Raw genomic sequence first — 15761 nt, 5'->3', positions numbered from 1 at the left:
GGCTCTCCGTCCGCCGCGGGCCGCACACTTGGCCAGGCCCAAATCCAAGTCCAGGTCCTGGTCCAGGTCCAGGACGAGGAGCAAGACCAGGACCAGGTCCAACATGCCCAGGACCACAACCGGGCCAGGGCACGCCGGGCCGGCCGTGCCTCGGCGAGAATGGCGACGGGCCCGCACGCCTCGGGCCGTGATCGCTGGGTGTACGCCGGGGCCGCGCAGCGACGGCAGCCAACAGTCGACAGGAGGAGTGGCATGCGAGCGAGCCGGGCGATTGCGCTGCTGTTGCTCCTACAGACCCGGCGTGCCATGACCGCCACCGAGCTCGCGGCCGAGTTGGACGTCTCCGAGCGCACCGTGCAGCGCGACGTCGCCGCCCTGGTCGAGGCCGGAGTGCCGGTCTACGCCGAACGCGGCCGAGGCGGCGGCTACCGGCTCCTCGACGGCTACCGCACCCGCCTCACCGGGCTCGAACGCGCCGAAGCCGAAGTGCTGCACCTGGCCGGACTCCCCGGCCCGCTGCGCGACATGGGCCTGGCCGGGCCCGCACTCGCCGCACGGCTGAAGGTCGCCGCCGCCCTGGGTGACGCCCCCGCGGCCGCAACCCGGCGATTCCACCTGGACGCACCGGCCTGGTTCCGCGACGCCGAGCCCCCGCCGCTGCTCGCCGAGGTGTCGCGCGCCGTGTGGGAGGACCGCATACTCCACGGCCGCTACGCCGCGCGCGGCGGCGCGCGGGACCGGCGGCTGGAGCCGTACGGTCTGATCCTGAAAGCCGGGCAGTGGTACGTCGCCGCGCGCAGTCCCTCCGGCCGCATCGGCTCCTACCGGGTCGACCGCTTCGAAACCGCCGAGGGCGGCGACGAACGCTTCGAGCGCGACCCGGAGTTCGACCTCGCGGACTACTGGACCACCGCGTCCCGGGAGTTCGCGCGCGCCATGCTGCGCGAGCGCGCCGTCGTACGGCTGAGCCCTCTCGCCGTCGAGAACCTCGCCATCTGGCTGGAGCCGACCGCCGCCTCCGACGCCCTTGCCACCGCGAGCGCCCCGGACGCCGGCGGCTGGGTCACCGTCACCCTGCCGATCGAGACCTGGGACATCGGCTACTTCGAACTCCTCCGTCTCGGCCCGGAAGCGGAAGTCCTGGCCCCACCCGATTTCCGGGCCCGCCTGTCCGCGGCGACGCACCGGGCGGCCGCGCTCTACACCTGAGGGGCGTTCGATCCGGTCGGGCCGCCCGTTGTCCCATGGGTCAGGCGTCGTCGTTGAGGAGTCCGAGGCGGTGGGCGAGGGCGGCGGCTTCGCCGCGGTTGGCCACTTCCAGCTTGGCGAGGATGTTGGAGACGTGGACGCTGGCTGTCTTCACGCTGATGAACAGGTCTTCGGCGATGCGCCGGTTGCTGTGGCCCTGCGCCAGGCGCAGCAGGACCTCGCGTTCGCGCGGGGTCAGTGAGGGGGCGTTGTCGCGCGGGCGAGTCGGTGTCGCCCCGGCGGCGACGGGGGGCTGTGCGTCCGCTGGATTGTCGGCGGCGAGGGCGGCGGGGGTGTCCTGAGCGAGTGTCAGGCCCAGGCGGCGGGCCAGGAGTTCGGCTTCCTCGCGGAGCGGGTGCGCGCCGAGGCGCGCGGCTGTGGTGTGCGCGGTGGAGAGGGCGTCGCGGGCCTCAGGGCGGCGGCCGGACGCGGCGAGGACGGTGGCGAGGTCGAGTTTTGTGCGCGCCTGGTCGTACGGCTTGCTGGTCCGCGACCACGCCTCGTCCGCCTCGGTCCACCGCTCGGCGAGGTCGGGGCGGCCCTCGGCGGTGTCGAGCAGGGCGGTGACGGTGATCGCGTACGCGCGGTCCAGGTCGCAGTCCTGGGCGAGCGTCGCGGCGCAGGCGCGTACGGCCGCGATGGCTGCGGTGGAATCCACTGCCAAGGGGTCCGCTCCCGAGGAGCCCCCTGTCGAGCCCGGTGCCGTCGCGGACGGGCCCGCCGTCGCCGGGCCCAGCTCCATCTCGGCGCGCGCTGCCTGCACGAGCAGCGGCCAGCCGTACCGCTGGTGTCCGGCGACGACTCCCTCGTCGATCTGGGCGGCGGCCAGGGCGCGGGCGGTTTTGAGGTCGCGGGCGGTGCGTGCCGCGGCGATGCCGAGGGTGCGGTACGGGATGGCGCCCTGGGGTTCGAGGTAGGTCTCGGTGGCGGTGGTGTGTCCGCGGGAGCGGTGGCGTTCCGCGGCCTCGTGGTCGCCGCGGTATCCGGCGAGTTCGGCGAGGAGGCGTTCGAGGTGGGAGGACGCGCGGGGGCCGGGGCTGAGGGCGAAGGCGTCGGAGGCGACCCGTTCGGCCTCGTCCCAGCGGCCCAGGGACAGGAGGCTTTCGGCGAGGTTGCCGGACGTGAAGACCATCATGTGCCGCTGCCCGGTCTCCTGTGCGAGGGCGAGGGCGCGCCGGGCGAAGTCGACGGATTCTTCGTGACGGCCGAGTCCTTCGAGCAGTGAGGCGTGATTGGCCAGGACGTGGACGAGGGTGTCGGGTCGCCCGACGCGTTCCGCGATCTCGGCGGACTGCCGGCCCAGCTTCTCGGCCTCCTCGACGTCCCCGACGCTGAGCAGGAACCACGCGAGGGTCTTGGAGACGTCGGCCTCGGCCGCGGCGTCGCCGAGGGAGCGGGTGACCTCGAGGGCTTCGCGGGCGGCGCGTACGGCCTCGGTGGCGTGGTCCTCAAGCATCTGCGTGCGGGCGATCTGGATGCTCACGCCGGCGTGGTCGACGGTCGGGGGCAGTTGGGCGAGGAGGGCTTCGGCCTTGCGGAGTTCGGGGAGGCCGGAGGCCCGCGCGGTGTTGCGGAGGAGGATGGCGCGGGCGAGCCAGAGGCGGGCGGCGCGGCGCGGGTCGGCGTCGGGGTCGACGAGTTCGGTGGCCTGGCGGAGGAGGGCGAGGCCGCGGTCGGGGGCGTTGTGGTAGCGGGCGGCGCCGGCGGCGTCCTCCAGGATGTCGATGAGGGAGGCGCCGGTGTGGGCTTCGGGGTCGGGGAGGCGTTCCCACATGTGCAGGGCGCCGTCGAGGAGGCGAAGTTGTTCGCCGAACGCGTAGCGCTCCCCGGCGTGGCGGGCGGCGGTGAGCAGTGCGGGCAGGGCGCGGGCGGGGTTTTCGGCGGCCCACCAGTGGACGGCGATGCCGCCGATCGCCTCGTCGGCGGGGACGAGGCCGGGATGGTCCTCCAGGGCGCGGGCGAACGCGGCGTGGCTGCGCATGCGTTCGCCGGGGAGCAGGTCGTCGAGGGCGGCTTCGCGGACGAGGGCGTGGCGGAAGGTGTAGCCGTCTCCGTCGCGGGCGGGGGCGAGGACGTACGCTCCGACGGCCGCGCGCAGGGCGGTGTCGAGCTGGTCGGCGTCGAGCCGGGCGTGGTCGGCGGCGACCTCGGCGAGGAGGCGGTGCGGGACGGTGGGGCCGCCGACGGCGGTGAGGCGTACGACCTGCTGGGCGGGTTCCGGGAGTTGTTCGATGCGGATGAGGAGGAGGTCGCGCAGCGAGTCGGAGAGGCGGGTGAGGCGTCCGTCGCGGACGCTGTCGGCCAGTTCCTCGACGAAGAAGGCGTTGCCCTCCGAGCGGGCGAAGACCTGTTCGACGGTGTCGTGCGGGGGTTCGTCGCCGAGGATGCCGCGCAGTTGCTCGGCGACCTGGTCGCGGGTGAGGCGGTCGAGGTCGAGGCGGCGTACGGCGCGGACGCGGTCGAGTTCGGCGAGCAGGGGGCGCAGCGGGTGGCGGCGGTCGACGGCGTCGGCGCGGTAGGTGGCGACGAGCAGGACGCGGGCGCGGCGCATCATGCGGACCCAGTACGCGAGCAGTTCGCGAGTGGCGGAGTCCGCCCAGTGCAGGTCCTCGATGGCGATCACGAGGGTGCGGTCGGTGCCGAGCGTGTCGAGGAGGTGGAGGGTGAGGTCGTAGAGGCGTACGCGGTCCGCTGCGCCGCTGTCGGGGTCGGCGGGGGGTGTGCCGGGGGTGTGGGGGGTGTGGGGTTCTTGGGGTTGGTGGGGGGTGGTGCCGGGTGTGCTTCCGGTTCCCGGAACTCGTCCTTGCCCTGTTCCCTGGCCTGTTCCCTGGCCTGGTCCGGGTCCGGGTCCCCGTCCTGGTGCGGTTCCGTCGGGTGCGGGCGGCGTGGGGTACCGGATCAGGCCGGGCGCGAGGCGGGCGAGATCGGCCTCCCGGCCCGCGGCGGCCCGGGCCAGGGAGCCGCCGACCGCGCCGTCGAGCATGCGCAGCGCGGCGGCGACCGGCGCGAAGGGCAGCGCTTCGGCACCGAGTTCGATGCAGCCCCCGACGGCGGTCACCGCCCCGGACGCCGCCGCGCGGGCCAGGAACTCGTCCAGCAGCCGCGTCTTGCCCACCCCGGCCTCCCCCGCGACCAGCACGACAGCCGGCGTGCCGGACGCCGCGGTGCGGAGGCCTTCGTCCAGGACGCCGAGCTCGGCGGTACGCCCGACGAACACCGGACTGACGGGATTGGCAGACATGCCCGCGAGCATCCCACGTCCGCCGCGTCACCTGCCGCCGACCGGCCTGGTGTCGCCCTGTGCCCCACCCCGCCTGGACGCCAGGATGTCGGCGATTCTCCGTTCCAGCATCGCCCGGCAGTCCGGCCACTCGTCCGAGGTGATCGAGAAGATCGCGGAGTCGCGCAGCCGGCCGTCCTCGCCCGGCGCCCAGGAGCGGGACCAGTTCCGCAGCACGCCCTCGAAGCGTGCGCCCACGCGTTCGATGGCGGCCCGCGAACGGCTGTTGCGAGCGTCCGTCTTCAGGTCGAGGCGTGCCACGGCCCAGTTCTCGAACGCATGCCCGAACAGCAGATACTTGGCTTCGGTGTTCGCGCCTGTTCCCTGGGCGGACGCCGCGAGCCAGGTGCATCCGACCTCGATGGCGCACAGGCCGTCCCCGTCGGGCCACAGACGCGGTTCCCAGTAGGCCGTGGCCCCGATCGCCCTCCCGGTCTCCCGATCGACCTGTGCGTACGGCGCCATTTGGCCGACGGCGGCACGGGACAGCTGGCTCTCGATGTAGCCCTTGACCTCAGCAGCCGTGGGCACCCACGTGAACCGGTAGGAGCTGCGGTCTTCCTCCACCGCCTCGGCCAGGTCGGCCGCATGGCGGAGGCCCAGCGGTTCGAGACGTACGAGCGCGCCTTCCAACACCGGTCCTTCGAGACTGAAACCCATCGACCACCCATCCCGTTGCCGGCTCGGCTCGTTCGCATCCCGTGAGCAAACCCGTAGCGTCCCAGAGCCACCGGGTGATGTCGCGCGAATTCGGGGTCGGACGCGGTCGGGCGAACAGCCGCTGCCGCCGCGAGCACCCACCGACCCTCGCTGCTACGTTCGCCGCGTCTCAATGCATCGAAGCGGACGGGGTTTCCGAGTGCGTGAGCTTGGTGGACGGGTGTCGACGGGACGGGTGTCGACGGGACGGGTGTCGACGGAGCGGGCGGCGGCGCGGGGCTGCGCGGTTGAGGAGGGGGCGCGGACGAGAGTGGTCGCGGTCGCGGCGTCGCTGCTCCTCCCCTTGCTGCTCGTCGTGACGGCATGCTCGTCGGGAGCCGGGGATGCTCTGGAGGCCGCCGGTGGCGAAAGCTCGACGGCCGGGGGTGGTGCCACGGCATCGGCTACCGCAGCAGCCACGGCCGGCGAGAGTCCGCGGGGTTCGAGTACGCCCGGCTCGGCCTCCGGCCCCGCGCCGGGGGTGCCCTCCGTCCAGCCCTTGCCGGCGCCGGTCAACGTCGTCGCGGTGGTCGGGTCGCAGTGGCAGTGGGCGGTCAACTATCCGGAGGGGCCGGGCAATCCGGAGGGCGCGGTGCACGAGGCCGCGGCCGACGGGGCCGTGCCGGTGTTGTACCTGCCGCAGGGTGAGACGGTCCGGTTCGAGGTGAGGTCCGCCGATGTCCTCCACTCGCTCTATGTCCCGTCCTTCCTCTACAAGATGGACGCTGTGCCCGGGGTGACGAAGAAGTTCGAGTTCGTGCCCCAGGTCGTCGGCGAGTACGAGGGGCGTTGCGCGGAGCTGTGCGGCACCGGCCACTCCGAGATGCGCATGGTGATCAAGATCGTGACGCCCGAGGAGTACCGGCGACACCTCGCCCAGCTCAAGGCGCAGGGCCAGACCGGCGCCAAGCCGTGAGCACCCGCGCGTGCGGGACGTGTTGAGCGCGGGCGTACAGCCGTACGGGCATCGCTGACGTTGCGTCAAATGGCTTGCGAACGTGGCCTGTGTCCACGAGACGCGCGGGGCGCGCGCGAACGCGGTCGGAGGGGGTGGGGCGTCCGTCCGCCTCGTTACGATCACGGGCCGTTCCACGAACAGCGTCACGAAAGGCCCGCGGATGGAGATCTGGACCGACGGCACGACAGTTGTCCAGGCGTGTGACGACACCAACCAGGTGCGGGTGTTCCGATCCGGTGAACGCGTCGGCGAGGTGCAGCCCGAGCCGCGCCTGTCGTGGCGTACGCCGCTGGCCGTCGACCCCGCGGCCGACCGCATCTGGGCCGGGAACTGCGTGTCGGAGTACCAGTTGTCCGACCTGTCGCTCGTCACGGTCCACGAGCACCAGGTGGAACGCCTGGCCACGCTCGGCGACGGGCGTGTCGCCGCCCTGCTCTCGGCGCCCGGGCGCCATCGCGTCTGCCGTCTGGCGGTCGGGCTGCCGGGGGCGTGGGAGCGCGAAGTGGTGCTGGACGACCTCCACGAGTCGCGTGATCCCCTCCCCGGCCTGTCGATGAGCCACCGCCGACCCGGCGGCCGGGCGATCGGCGGCGATCCGACGCTCACCGCCACCGCCCACGGAGTGGTCGTCGCGGACGGCGAGACCGGCGTCGTCGCGCACTTCACCGCGGACCTCGACCTCGTCGGACTCTGGTACGCGGGCGGCGTCGACGAGACCGAACTCCTGGGCTACGCAATGGCCGCGGGGGTCCTGGTGACGGCCCGTTGGGCGGGGCGCGACTCGCTGGTCGGCCTGCTCACCGCGGACGGCGCCGACAAACTGCTCGACGAGTACGGGGCGTTCGCAATGCCCGCGGACGCCGGACGCATTTGGGTGGCCGGCAACTTCGATCTGCACCTGCTCGACGCGGACGGCACCAGGATCGTCACAACGCCGGGCCCGCGCGGCATGATCCAGGCCGCGCACGCCGCCGGGGCCGTGTGCGCTCTCGGCACCTCGGACACGGTGAACCTGGCCGTCGCCGCAGCCGACGGCATCACCAAGCAGACGATCGCCACCAAGGAACTCGTGGACGTCTTCGCGGTGTTCCACCCGGAGACCGACCACGAGGTGGAGATGCTGGAGATCACCCACCTGCGGGACATGCAGCGAAACTGGTCGGGGCACCGTACGCCGGACGGTGAATACCACGTCCACGTACGCGAGTTGAAGCCGCACACGGACGAGGACGTCATCGCTCGGCTGCGCACGGCGGGCGCGGTCCGGGCGGAGAGCGTCCCGCACGACTTCGACAAGCCTCGTCGGCGCCGCTGCTGCGAGTAGCGGCCCCCGGTCGCACCCGCCGTGGCCGTGTGCGGCCGGACGGGTCCGTCGGGTGAATTCGGAGCGCGATGGCCCCGTCCGGCCGCCGTCCCGACGGCCACTTCCCGACAACTACTTCCCGACAGCCACTTCCCGGCTTCGCCCCCTGGTCTCAGTGCAGTTCCTGTGCCAGTCCCACGATGACGCCCTCGGGCCCGCGGACATAGCAGAGGAGGTAGCTGTCCTCGAACCGCGCGATCTCGCCGAGGAGTTCGGCGCCGTGGGGACGCAGGCGGGCGACCGTGTCCTCGACGCTGTCGACGGCGAACATGACGCGGTGCGTGCCCACGATGTTGTGCGGCCGGTTGCGCGGCTCGTCGCGGGCCGCCGCGGGGCTGAGGTACTTCGCCAGCTCAAGCCTGCTGTGGCCGTCCGGGGTCCGGAGCATCGCGATGTCGCACCGGACGCCCTCCAGTCCCGTGCACTGGTCCGCGACCAGGCCTCCGACCTGCGCCTTGCCCTCCAGTTCCATGCCCAGTTCCAGGAAGAACGCGACGGCGGCGTCCATGTCCTCGACCACGATGCCGACGTTGTCCATGCGCTGAACAGCCATTGCCGTTTTCTCCTTCTCACGCGTCGTCCGCTCGGCGGGTGCGGCCGGTTTCGGCCGCTGACACTCCGGGGACGGAGCGGGCGGCGCGTTCTCGACATCCGCCTGCGCCTCGTCTCATCTGCCTTGGCCACCCCGGACCAGATCCGGAGTGACCATCAATATGGCCCCGACGACGATCAGGGCGATGTTGAGCCAGAGGAGGTCGGCGCTGCCCAGCGGCAGGAACCGCACGACCGCGTGGAACCGGAACCACCCCAGATAGTGCTGCGCTATACCGGCCGCGCCTGCGACGGCCAGGAGGAATCCGACGGTTTCGAAGAGCTTCCGCATGCATTCGATCCTGCGCCGCGGGGCAGGCCGCCCGAAACGGCCGGAGGTTCCGTCTTCAACCGACGAAAGTATGGACAGCGGCGTCCGGTGGTTGCTCCCTGCGGCCCGGCGTTCCCCCGGCGTACGCGGCGACAGCACGAAAACGCACGCGACGACGCGTCGCGTGCGTAACGAGCCCCGGCGAACGCGGCACCCGCCCTACCCCCCGGCCACCACCCGCCGAGCCTGCCACGCCAGCGCGTCCGCGATGTCGGCGGGCACGCGCCCCGCGTCCAGTTGCGCGGCCAGGGACTCGGCGGCGAGCGGCGCGAGCAGCGCCGTGGCGAGGATGTCCGCGCGCACCTCTGGATGTCCGGCCGCACCCAGGAGCACGGCCAGGTGCCGCCGCCAGAAGCCGTACGCACCGATCCGATACCGCGCGCCCGGCGACGCCGTCTCCGACGCGCGCACGAGCTCCAGATTGGCGAACACGTAGTCGAGATACGCCCGTACGAACGCCTCCGCCCGCGCCCCCGGCTCCGCGTCCGCCCTCTCCGCGCTCTCCGCCTCCGCGCTCTCCGCCTCCGCGCTCTCCGCCTCCACACCCACCGCGGCCGCCGGACCCACCGGCCCGAGCGGCCCGTCCCCGCGCAGGATCGCCTCCTGCAACTCGCTCTCGCGCTCGTCGAGCAGCGCCGCCGCCAGCCCGGCGCGGTCGCCGAAGCGCCGGAACAGGGTGCCCTTGCCGACCCCGGCGGCCGCCGCGATCGCGTCCATGCTCACCTGCTCGACCCCGTGTTCGGCGAAGAGTGCCGCGGCCGCGTCGAGGATCCGGCGGCGGTTGCGGACCGCGTCGGCGCGTTCGCGGCGCGGCGGTCCGGAGGTCAGCGGAACGTCGGTTGACGAAGCGGACTGCGGTCCGTTAATTTTGTCGGGCACAACCGGACCATAGTCCACTTACTTGGGAGGCGTCCAGCCATGACCGTACTCATCACTCGTCCCGAGCTTGAAATCGCCGTCAAGGACGGCTCCGTGACCGTCGTCGACACCCTCGGCGGCGACTACTGGGCCCAGCAGCACATCCCCGGCGCCGTGCCGCTGCGCCCCGAGGAGGTCGCGGAGAAGGCCGCCGAGGTCCTCCCGAACCGCGCGGTGGCGATCGTCACGTACTGCTCCAACACCGCGTGCCCCAACAGCGGCCAGGTGGCCGACGCGCTCACCCGCCTCGGCTACACCAATGTGCGCAAGTACGCGGAGGGCATCCAGGACTGGGTCGAGGCCGGCCTGCCGACCGAAACCGCCTGACCTCGGGCCCGCCGCGCCTCGACGGGCAACGAGGCACGGCGGGTCGGGTCGGGTCGGGTCGGGTCGGGTCGGGTCGGGTCGGGTCGGGTCGGGTCGGGTCGGGAGACAACGACGCGCGGCGGACCGGGAGGCGCCCGGGCTGTGGTGAAGCCGGGGCCGACAGGTGCGCATCGCCCGGCTCGGGCACGGTGCACAAAGGCCGCATGGGCTTTCCACCGGCTGACCGAGGATGGCGCGAAGCGGCCCCGGCCGTCGGGCGTGATGCTGCGCGGTTGCCCGAGCCCGCCCCGTACGACCGGTCCCGCCACCGTCAACGCCGTGCTGCCGGCCAGCGCGACACCGAACGCTTCACCGACACCCGTACTGCCCCGCAGGCCCTGACCGAGCCGGCGTTAGGCGACCGCAGCGAGGCTTGGCCGGTGGCGCTGACCCTTCTGCCCGACTTCACCGCACCGCTGCCGCACCTCCTGATCGCCGCCGACGGCATCACCGCGGACGTCACCCGCGCATCTCATCCCTTGAGAAGCCCGGCCCCGCGCGATAGGAACGTCCCCACGTGATCATCTGTCTGCGCGCCGGAGGAGTTCGCCATGCAAGAGGTCGGGAACGCGTACCGCGAACTCCTCGACGCGGCAGCCGGGTTGGATGCGGAGTGGGGACGTACCGTCACCGATCCCCAATCGCGCCTCGAAGGCTACCGATGGGCCATGTCGTTGCTCTCGATCGCGCAGGACGTGTTCGTCAGCGCCGATCCGGCGCGGCCGCGCTTCGTGGACATCGTCGGGCCGTACCGCAAGTTCTACGGCGACAACCCCGACGCCTTCTACCAGTTCGCGCCGCTCGACCCGGCGCGCGGCTACCGCGTGACCGGGCGCCGCGGCGACGCGGTCTACCTGTCCATCACGGTGTACGGCACGGCGCTCGACAGTACCGGCGACCGTATCGTGGACACGGACCGCATCGTCGGGGTCGTCAACGACCGCGACCTGGAGTTCGACGCGGACGGCCGGTTCGAGATCCTGCTCGCCCCCGTACGCCCGCCCGGCCACACCGGCGCCTTCGTCGAACTCGCCGCCGAGACCGTCTGCGCGATCACCCGCGACTACCTCGCCGACGCCACCACCGGACGACGCGTCGAGTGGCACATCGAACCCCTGGGCGCCGAGGCCGGGTTCGCCGCGCAACCCACCGGACACCGCCTCGACCCCGCGGACACGGCCGAACGCTTCCTCGCCGCCGCCCGCTGGGTGCGCCGCCACGGGGCGATGTTCCCGTCGACCTCCCACACCCCCAACACGGTCGCGGAGCCGTACCCGGTCCCGACCGTCACCCGTGGCTGGGCGGCCGGCGACGCGTGCTACGCCTCGGGCGCGTTCGACCTGGCCGACAACGAGGCCCTGGTGATACGCGGTCGCTCCCCCGAATGCGTGTTCTGGAACCTCTGCCTCTGGACGCCGTTCCTCTCCACCTTCAACTACGAGTACCGCACGACCGAGCCGGTGTCGCTCAACGGCACCCAGATCACCTACGAGCCCGACGGCTCCTGGACCATCGTCATCGCCCACGACAACCCGCAGCACCCCGAGTGGCCCAACTGGATCTCCACCGCCGGCCACCGCTCCGGCATCCTCTGGTTCCGCTGGTTCCTCGCCGAAGCCCTCCCCGACCGCCCGACCGTCGAACTGGTCGAAGTCCGCCCCTGATCCACCCCGATAAGTCACGCGGACCAGCGGGCCCCCGTGGCACGGTGCGCACCAACAGCGCTTGGAGTCCGAACCAGAGAGCGACCACGCCTGCTCACGGCTGATCCGCTCGCGCGTGCCGTCCACGGCCTGGTCACCGTGACGGACATGCGCGTACGACTCCGACCTCTCGCTCTCCCACGACCTCGCCGGCCAGCGAACCGCCGACCGCACGAGAACGGTCGTGCGCCGACTGGAGGTGTTCCGCGAGACCCCGAGGGTGAACGAGTTGCCGACGAGCCGCGGGGGTCACTGTAGATCCCGACCAAGCCGGCGATCTCGACGTCCAGCCCGGTCTCCTCGGCGACGTCCCGTACGTGCACGCAGGCAGGGATTCGCCGAGTTCGATCGCGCCGCCCGGCAGTGCCCAGTTTCCCGAGTCCGTATGTCGGAGCAGCAGGACGCGGCCGTCTGCATAGGTGATCACGGCGGAGGCTGCGACTACGTTCGGCTTGGGAGCGACAGGGTCGTCGTAGTAGTCATCAATGCGGTGGAACGGCGGGTGGCAGTCGGGGACTTCGGAAGGGGCGTCGTGCCCGGCCCGGTAGTCGTGCTCGAACGCCAGCCGGTTGCCGGTGTCCTCGATGACGCCACGCTCACCGGGATCGAAGCAGACCCTACCCTGGACACCAGGGCCTCGCTCAGGGCGGACCACCAAGGCAACGCTCCGAGGCCGAGGCGTTCGCGTCACGGCTATTGCGCACCTTGGAGCTGTAGGTTCACAGCGGACCGGCAGGTCGGGTCACAGGAGGTGTGCAGGTGGGGTCGCCCGAGAAGGCTTCGTCCGGCGAGCCCGCGATTCGACAAGTGAGCTGCTACGTACTGGAGTTCTCGGTCGACCACGGCGGTTCTCGGATGGCGGACGTCCATGCCTTTGGTGACCTGGACGCCCTCCGTGCGAGCTTTGAGCGTCGATGCGCGCGTTTCGGAGAGCCCGGCGGCGTGGATGCGTATTTGGTGATGTGGTACGGGGCCGTCCTGCACCTGTGGGTGGTCCAGCTTGGGGCGATCGTCGAGGGAATCGATCTGCATCCATACCTCCGCACCGGCAACCCGCGCTACGACGAGGCGCTGGCCCGGCTGCTCGATATCCAGCGGCAAGGTATCGAAGACGATGAGTGGAACGGCCTCTTCGATCTCATCAGTCAGGCATTCGCCTATGACATGGCCGCCGCGCTTCCGCTGATCAGCCGCGTGTTCGACTTGCGCGACCGTACGGCCGCCGGAGACGCGGACGCGCCGGCCGAACTGGCCTCGGTGACAGCGTCGTTGGCCGACGCGGTTGAGAGCGGCGTCGCGCCGACGTCGCTCCATGGGGCCACCGACGTACGCCTCGTGCTCGATTGGGACGGCATCGCGGCGATCGCGCCCACACTCGACAAGCCCGTGTTGATGTCGGACGCGACGGCCCTTCGCTGGTCGCTGACCTGCCCCGAACATCTCGAAACCCACCTGCGTTTTGCCCGCAGACTCCATCTCGGCCTGAACGACCTGGAGTTCGGCTTCGACCAGCATCCCGACGGAGAGAAGGCCCCGCTGCCGCGGGGCTGGCACTGGTTCATCGCCGCCGGTTGACGGCGGCGCCGTGCACAGGCGCTTGGCGACGGGGGGCTCCGCTTTTGGGGGCGTCCCAAGGGGCCGTCGCTCAGACGCCTCCCGCGACGGCGTTCTCAAGTTGCTTGAGCAGGGCCGCCATTGCGTTCTCCACGGAGGCTGCATCCGAGACGTGCCAGTGTTGGGATCGGTGCGGGCCGGAGGCGGCGTCGACGAAGTCGGTTACGGCCTCGCCGGTGTCCCAGACGATCAATTGGCCGAGTGCGCCTCCGGCATCGAGCAGTACGGCGATGGACTGCTTCGGACGGTCGGCGGGTGAACGCCGCACCTCGACAGCCAGGCCGCGCGCGCGTAGGCGGTCGGCGTACTCGGCCAGCCAGGCGTCCACCCACCCGATCATCCGGCCATCATGCCGTGGTTCCCGCGCCGCAGCGCGGGCGGTCAGGGCATGGTGCCGAAAGGGTTGTCGATGACGTAGCGCCAGAATCCGTCCGGGCCGCGGCGGGAGACGTCTGTGGCGGTTCCGGTGATGTGCAGGGGTTCGCCGTCCGGGCCTACACCCGTAATCGACCAGTCGACGATATGCAGGGCCAGCTCCCCGGCCACGTGGCAGTGGCGCGGACGCACGGTGACGGGGAGGCCCAGTGCGAGGAACGCCGCGTTGGCGGCGTGGAGTTCGGGGCCGGTGACGGCCGCTCCCGACTCGGGGACGAAGACCGCGCCGTCCTCGTACACGCGGGCCAGCAGGGCCGGGTCACCGGAGTTGAAGGCGGTCGCGAAGACGCCGGGCTGGTCGGCGGCGTTCGTGGTGATGGTGAATTCGGCGGGGGCGGACGTACGTCGTGTGCTCATGGGCCCAGGTAAGCCCGCCACCGCGCGGGTCACCAAACGGGAACCTTCGGGGCGCGCGTGGCGTGCGAGACTCGTCCGGTGAGCACACCTGCCGTCGACCGCTCCCCCGGCTCCGCGGACGCCGCGCCGGACGCCAAATGGGACGCCGAGTTGGTCCCGGACGCGCGGGGTCGCACCGTACGCCCGTCCCCGGACTGCCCCGTCGAGGTCGCCCTGGCCGCGATCTCCGGCCGCTGGGCCACCCTCGTACTGCGCGAACTCATGCACGGCCCCCGCTCGTTCGGCGAATTGCGGGACCGGTTGCCCGGTCTGACGGCGAAAGTCCTCACCGAACGCCTGCGCGACCTCGAAGCGCGCCGGCTCGTGGCTCGTACGGCGGTCGCCGCGTTTCCCGTACGCACCCAGTACGCGTTGACCCCGGCGGGAACCGCGTTACGTCCCCTGCTCCTGGAGTTGTACCGGACGGGGGCCGCGCTGCTGGACGCGCGCGCCTGACCGCCACCGGCGGCTCCCGACCCGCACCCGACGATGTCGCAACCGCCTACTAGGCTCTCCGCCCATGGCCGACGATCTTGGTTTCGAGTGCACCTGCTGCGGCGAGCGCCACGCCGAACTCCCGATGAACTACTCGGCGATGGCCCCGACGTCTGGAACCCGGATTTCGCGGACGCACCGGACTGCGTGCTCTCGTCGGACCAGTGCGTGATCCAGGCGCAGCATTTCTTCGTCAAGGGACTGATCGAGATACCGGTCGTCGACAGCGACGACGTGTTCTCCTGGGGCGTCTGGGTGTCCCTCAGCCGCGCGAACTTCGGGCTTAGCGCGGACCTGTGGGATACGCCTGGCCGGGAATCGGAAGATCCGTATTTCGGATGGCTGTGCACGGAGCTTCCGCTGTATTCGCCGAGTACGACCAATCTCAAGACGCATGTCCACACCAGGCCCATCGGACAGCGCCCGTACATCGAGCTCGAACCCACCGACCATCCGCTGGCCGTCGAGCAGCGCACGGGGATCACGCGGCAGCGCGTCCGCGAAATAGCCGAGGCCGTGATGCACCCGTAGACCGGCGGGTCACCCGGCACCCCGGCCCGAGAATCGAATTGCCCCGTGCCGTTTCTCGACGCACCGAGGACGTCAGCCCCCTGCGGTCCGGTCCGCCCAGACTCCGCGAAGCGCATCTGATCGGCAATCCGCCTTCCAGGGAGAGCTCATTCGAGGTGTACCGGAGTTGCGGCAGCGGTGCCGGAAACCGCGGCGGTATCGGGGGAACGGGGAGTGGCGGATCACGTGTCGGCACCATGCCGCGGGACTTCCGTTCGACTACTTCCGGAAGGGACACGTACCTCCCCTGTCGCCGGGCCCCGGTCTTAGGCGCCTTAGGTGCCTTAGGTGCCTTAGCTGCGTCGGGCCGACCGCTTAGGGACCTCAGGCGTGCCCTCAGGCCGCAAGATCCGGCATCCGCCCGATGTCCGGCCACCCCCTGGGACGCGAATCTTGAGTCATGCCGAAGGGGCCGCAAAGCCCCGGTGCGGCGGAGAGCCCGGACGGACAGGCCGACCAGGCGACGCGTTGGAATGAGGGAGCACACGATGTTCGAGTACGAGATGTTCCAGGCCCGCGAACAGGAACTGCACCGCGCCGCCGCCCACGACCGCCAGGTCCGCCGGGCGCTGCGCAGCCGCCGGGAGGCCCGCCGCCAGGCGGCAGCCGTCGCCGAGCACGGCGCGAAGACCGCCTTCCCGGCCGCAGGACGCGCGGCGTGACCGCGGACGGGACCAGGACGGACGCCGCACGCGGCGCGCCGCCACCGTCCCGGCACGAACCGCCAGGCGGGTGTACGCCGAGGGCCCAGGACACATTCACCGTGTCCTGGGCCCTCGGCGTACACCCGCCTG

Annotated in this window: 17 protein-coding genes and 1 pseudogene; 10 read left to right on the top strand and 8 right to left on the bottom strand. The window is 71.6% G+C overall.

Annotated elements, in window-relative coordinates:
- Positions 1 to 252: 252 nt before the first annotated feature.
- Positions 253 to 1209, top strand: coding sequence for a helix-turn-helix transcriptional regulator (locus ACRX5S_RS03465; RefSeq protein ID WP_436771219.1), 957 nt, complete (start codon positions 253 to 255; stop codon positions 1207 to 1209).
- A gap of 40 nt (positions 1210 to 1249) precedes the next feature.
- Here ACRX5S_RS03465 and ACRX5S_RS03460 read toward each other — a convergent pair whose 3' ends face one another.
- Positions 1250 to 4489 carry a helix-turn-helix transcriptional regulator gene (locus ACRX5S_RS03460; protein WP_436771218.1) on the bottom strand — a complete coding sequence of 1080 codons (3240 nt, stop codon included), beginning with the start codon at positions 4487 to 4489 and terminating at the stop codon, positions 1250 to 1252.
- Between the two features lie 27 nt (positions 4490 to 4516).
- Complete coding sequence (locus ACRX5S_RS03455; protein ID WP_436771217.1) at positions 4517 to 5188, bottom strand: GNAT family N-acetyltransferase; 672 nt, start codon at positions 5186 to 5188, stop codon at positions 4517 to 4519.
- Between the two features lie 538 nt (positions 5189 to 5726).
- Here ACRX5S_RS03455 and ACRX5S_RS03450 point away from each other — a divergent pair.
- Together ACRX5S_RS03450 and ACRX5S_RS03445 are read left to right on the top strand one after the other, a co-directional pair.
- On the top strand, positions 5727 to 6143 hold the full coding sequence (locus tag ACRX5S_RS03450) for a cytochrome c oxidase subunit II (protein WP_436771216.1): 417 nt from the start codon (positions 5727 to 5729) through the stop codon (positions 6141 to 6143).
- A 202-nt stretch (positions 6144 to 6345) separates the two neighbouring features.
- Positions 6346 to 7509, top strand: a complete 1164-nt coding sequence (locus ACRX5S_RS03445; RefSeq protein ID WP_436771215.1) for a hypothetical protein — start codon at positions 6346 to 6348, stop codon at positions 7507 to 7509.
- Positions 7510 to 7660: 151 nt separating this feature from the next.
- Here the strand turns inward: ACRX5S_RS03445 and ACRX5S_RS03440 are convergent, their stop codons facing one another.
- The 3 genes from ACRX5S_RS03440 to ACRX5S_RS03430 form a co-directional block, all read right to left on the bottom strand.
- Entirely contained in the window at positions 7661 to 8101 is a 441-nt protein-coding gene (locus tag ACRX5S_RS03440; RefSeq protein WP_436771214.1) for a VOC family protein, read from the bottom strand.
- A 114-nt stretch (positions 8102 to 8215) separates the two neighbouring features.
- The gene (locus tag ACRX5S_RS03435; protein WP_436771213.1) at positions 8216 to 8431 is read right to left on the bottom strand and encodes a hypothetical protein; all 216 of its coding nucleotides are present in this window, start codon (positions 8429 to 8431) and stop codon (positions 8216 to 8218) included.
- A gap of 198 nt (positions 8432 to 8629) precedes the next feature.
- Positions 8630 to 9349 carry a TetR/AcrR family transcriptional regulator gene (locus ACRX5S_RS03430; protein ID WP_436771212.1) on the bottom strand — a complete coding sequence of 240 codons (720 nt, stop codon included), beginning with the start codon at positions 9347 to 9349 and terminating at the stop codon, positions 8630 to 8632.
- A gap of 39 nt (positions 9350 to 9388) precedes the next feature.
- Here ACRX5S_RS03430 and ACRX5S_RS03425 point away from each other — a divergent pair, with 39 nt between their 5' ends.
- The 3 genes from ACRX5S_RS03425 (at position 9389) to ACRX5S_RS03415 (ending at position 11418) form a co-directional block, all read left to right on the top strand.
- Positions 9389 to 9715 carry a rhodanese-like domain-containing protein gene (locus ACRX5S_RS03425; protein ID WP_436771211.1) on the top strand — a complete coding sequence of 109 codons (327 nt, stop codon included), beginning with the start codon at positions 9389 to 9391 and terminating at the stop codon, positions 9713 to 9715.
- A 272-nt stretch (positions 9716 to 9987) separates the two neighbouring features.
- Positions 9988 to 10275 (top strand): hypothetical protein, encoded by a 288-nt coding sequence (locus ACRX5S_RS03420; RefSeq protein WP_436771210.1) that lies wholly within the window; start codon positions 9988 to 9990, stop codon positions 10273 to 10275.
- A gap of 30 nt (positions 10276 to 10305) precedes the next feature.
- Entirely contained in the window at positions 10306 to 11418 is a 1113-nt protein-coding gene (locus ACRX5S_RS03415) for a DUF1214 domain-containing protein (protein WP_436771209.1), read from the top strand.
- Positions 11419 to 11699: 281 nt separating this feature from the next.
- Here ACRX5S_RS03415 and ACRX5S_RS03410 read toward each other — a convergent pair.
- Positions 11700 to 11944 (bottom strand): annotated as a pseudogene (locus ACRX5S_RS03410) (NUDIX domain-containing protein); the annotation flags it as partial.
- 272 nt (positions 11945 to 12216) lie between these two features.
- Here ACRX5S_RS03410 and ACRX5S_RS03405 point away from each other — a divergent pair.
- Complete coding sequence (locus ACRX5S_RS03405; protein WP_436771208.1) at positions 12217 to 13032, top strand: hypothetical protein; 816 nt, start codon at positions 12217 to 12219, stop codon at positions 13030 to 13032.
- 70 nt (positions 13033 to 13102) lie between these two features.
- Here ACRX5S_RS03405 and ACRX5S_RS03400 read toward each other — a convergent pair whose 3' ends face one another.
- Both ACRX5S_RS03400 and ACRX5S_RS03395 read right to left on the bottom strand, forming a co-directional pair.
- Positions 13103 to 13411: an immunity protein TriTu family protein gene (locus ACRX5S_RS03400; protein ID WP_436771207.1), complete on the bottom strand. Its 309-nt coding sequence runs from the start codon at positions 13409 to 13411 to the stop codon at positions 13103 to 13105.
- Between the two features lie 41 nt (positions 13412 to 13452).
- The gene (locus tag ACRX5S_RS03395; protein ID WP_436771206.1) at positions 13453 to 13863 is read right to left on the bottom strand and encodes a YybH family protein; all 411 of its coding nucleotides are present in this window, start codon (positions 13861 to 13863) and stop codon (positions 13453 to 13455) included.
- A 78-nt stretch (positions 13864 to 13941) separates the two neighbouring features.
- Between ACRX5S_RS03395 and ACRX5S_RS03390 the strand changes: the two genes are divergently transcribed.
- From ACRX5S_RS03390 to ACRX5S_RS03380, 3 genes are all read left to right on the top strand, one after another.
- Positions 13942 to 14358: a winged helix-turn-helix transcriptional regulator gene (locus tag ACRX5S_RS03390; RefSeq protein ID WP_436771205.1), complete on the top strand. Its 417-nt coding sequence runs from the start codon at positions 13942 to 13944 to the stop codon at positions 14356 to 14358.
- Positions 14359 to 14445: 87 nt separating this feature from the next.
- Positions 14446 to 14928: a DUF2199 domain-containing protein gene (locus tag ACRX5S_RS03385; protein WP_436771204.1), complete on the top strand. Its 483-nt coding sequence runs from the start codon at positions 14446 to 14448 to the stop codon at positions 14926 to 14928.
- Positions 14929 to 15455: 527 nt separating this feature from the next.
- The gene (locus ACRX5S_RS03380; RefSeq protein WP_436771203.1) at positions 15456 to 15629 is read left to right on the top strand and encodes a hypothetical protein; all 174 of its coding nucleotides are present in this window, start codon (positions 15456 to 15458) and stop codon (positions 15627 to 15629) included.
- The last annotated feature ends 132 nt before the right edge of the window (positions 15630 to 15761 follow it).

The sequence above is a fragment of the Yinghuangia sp. YIM S09857 genome, from assembly GCF_051388915.1.
Taxonomy (GTDB): Bacteria; Actinomycetota; Actinomycetes; order Streptomycetales; family Streptomycetaceae; genus Yinghuangia.
The sequence above is the reverse complement of the archived record's forward strand: the minus strand, read 5'-3'. Positions and strand labels throughout refer to the sequence as shown.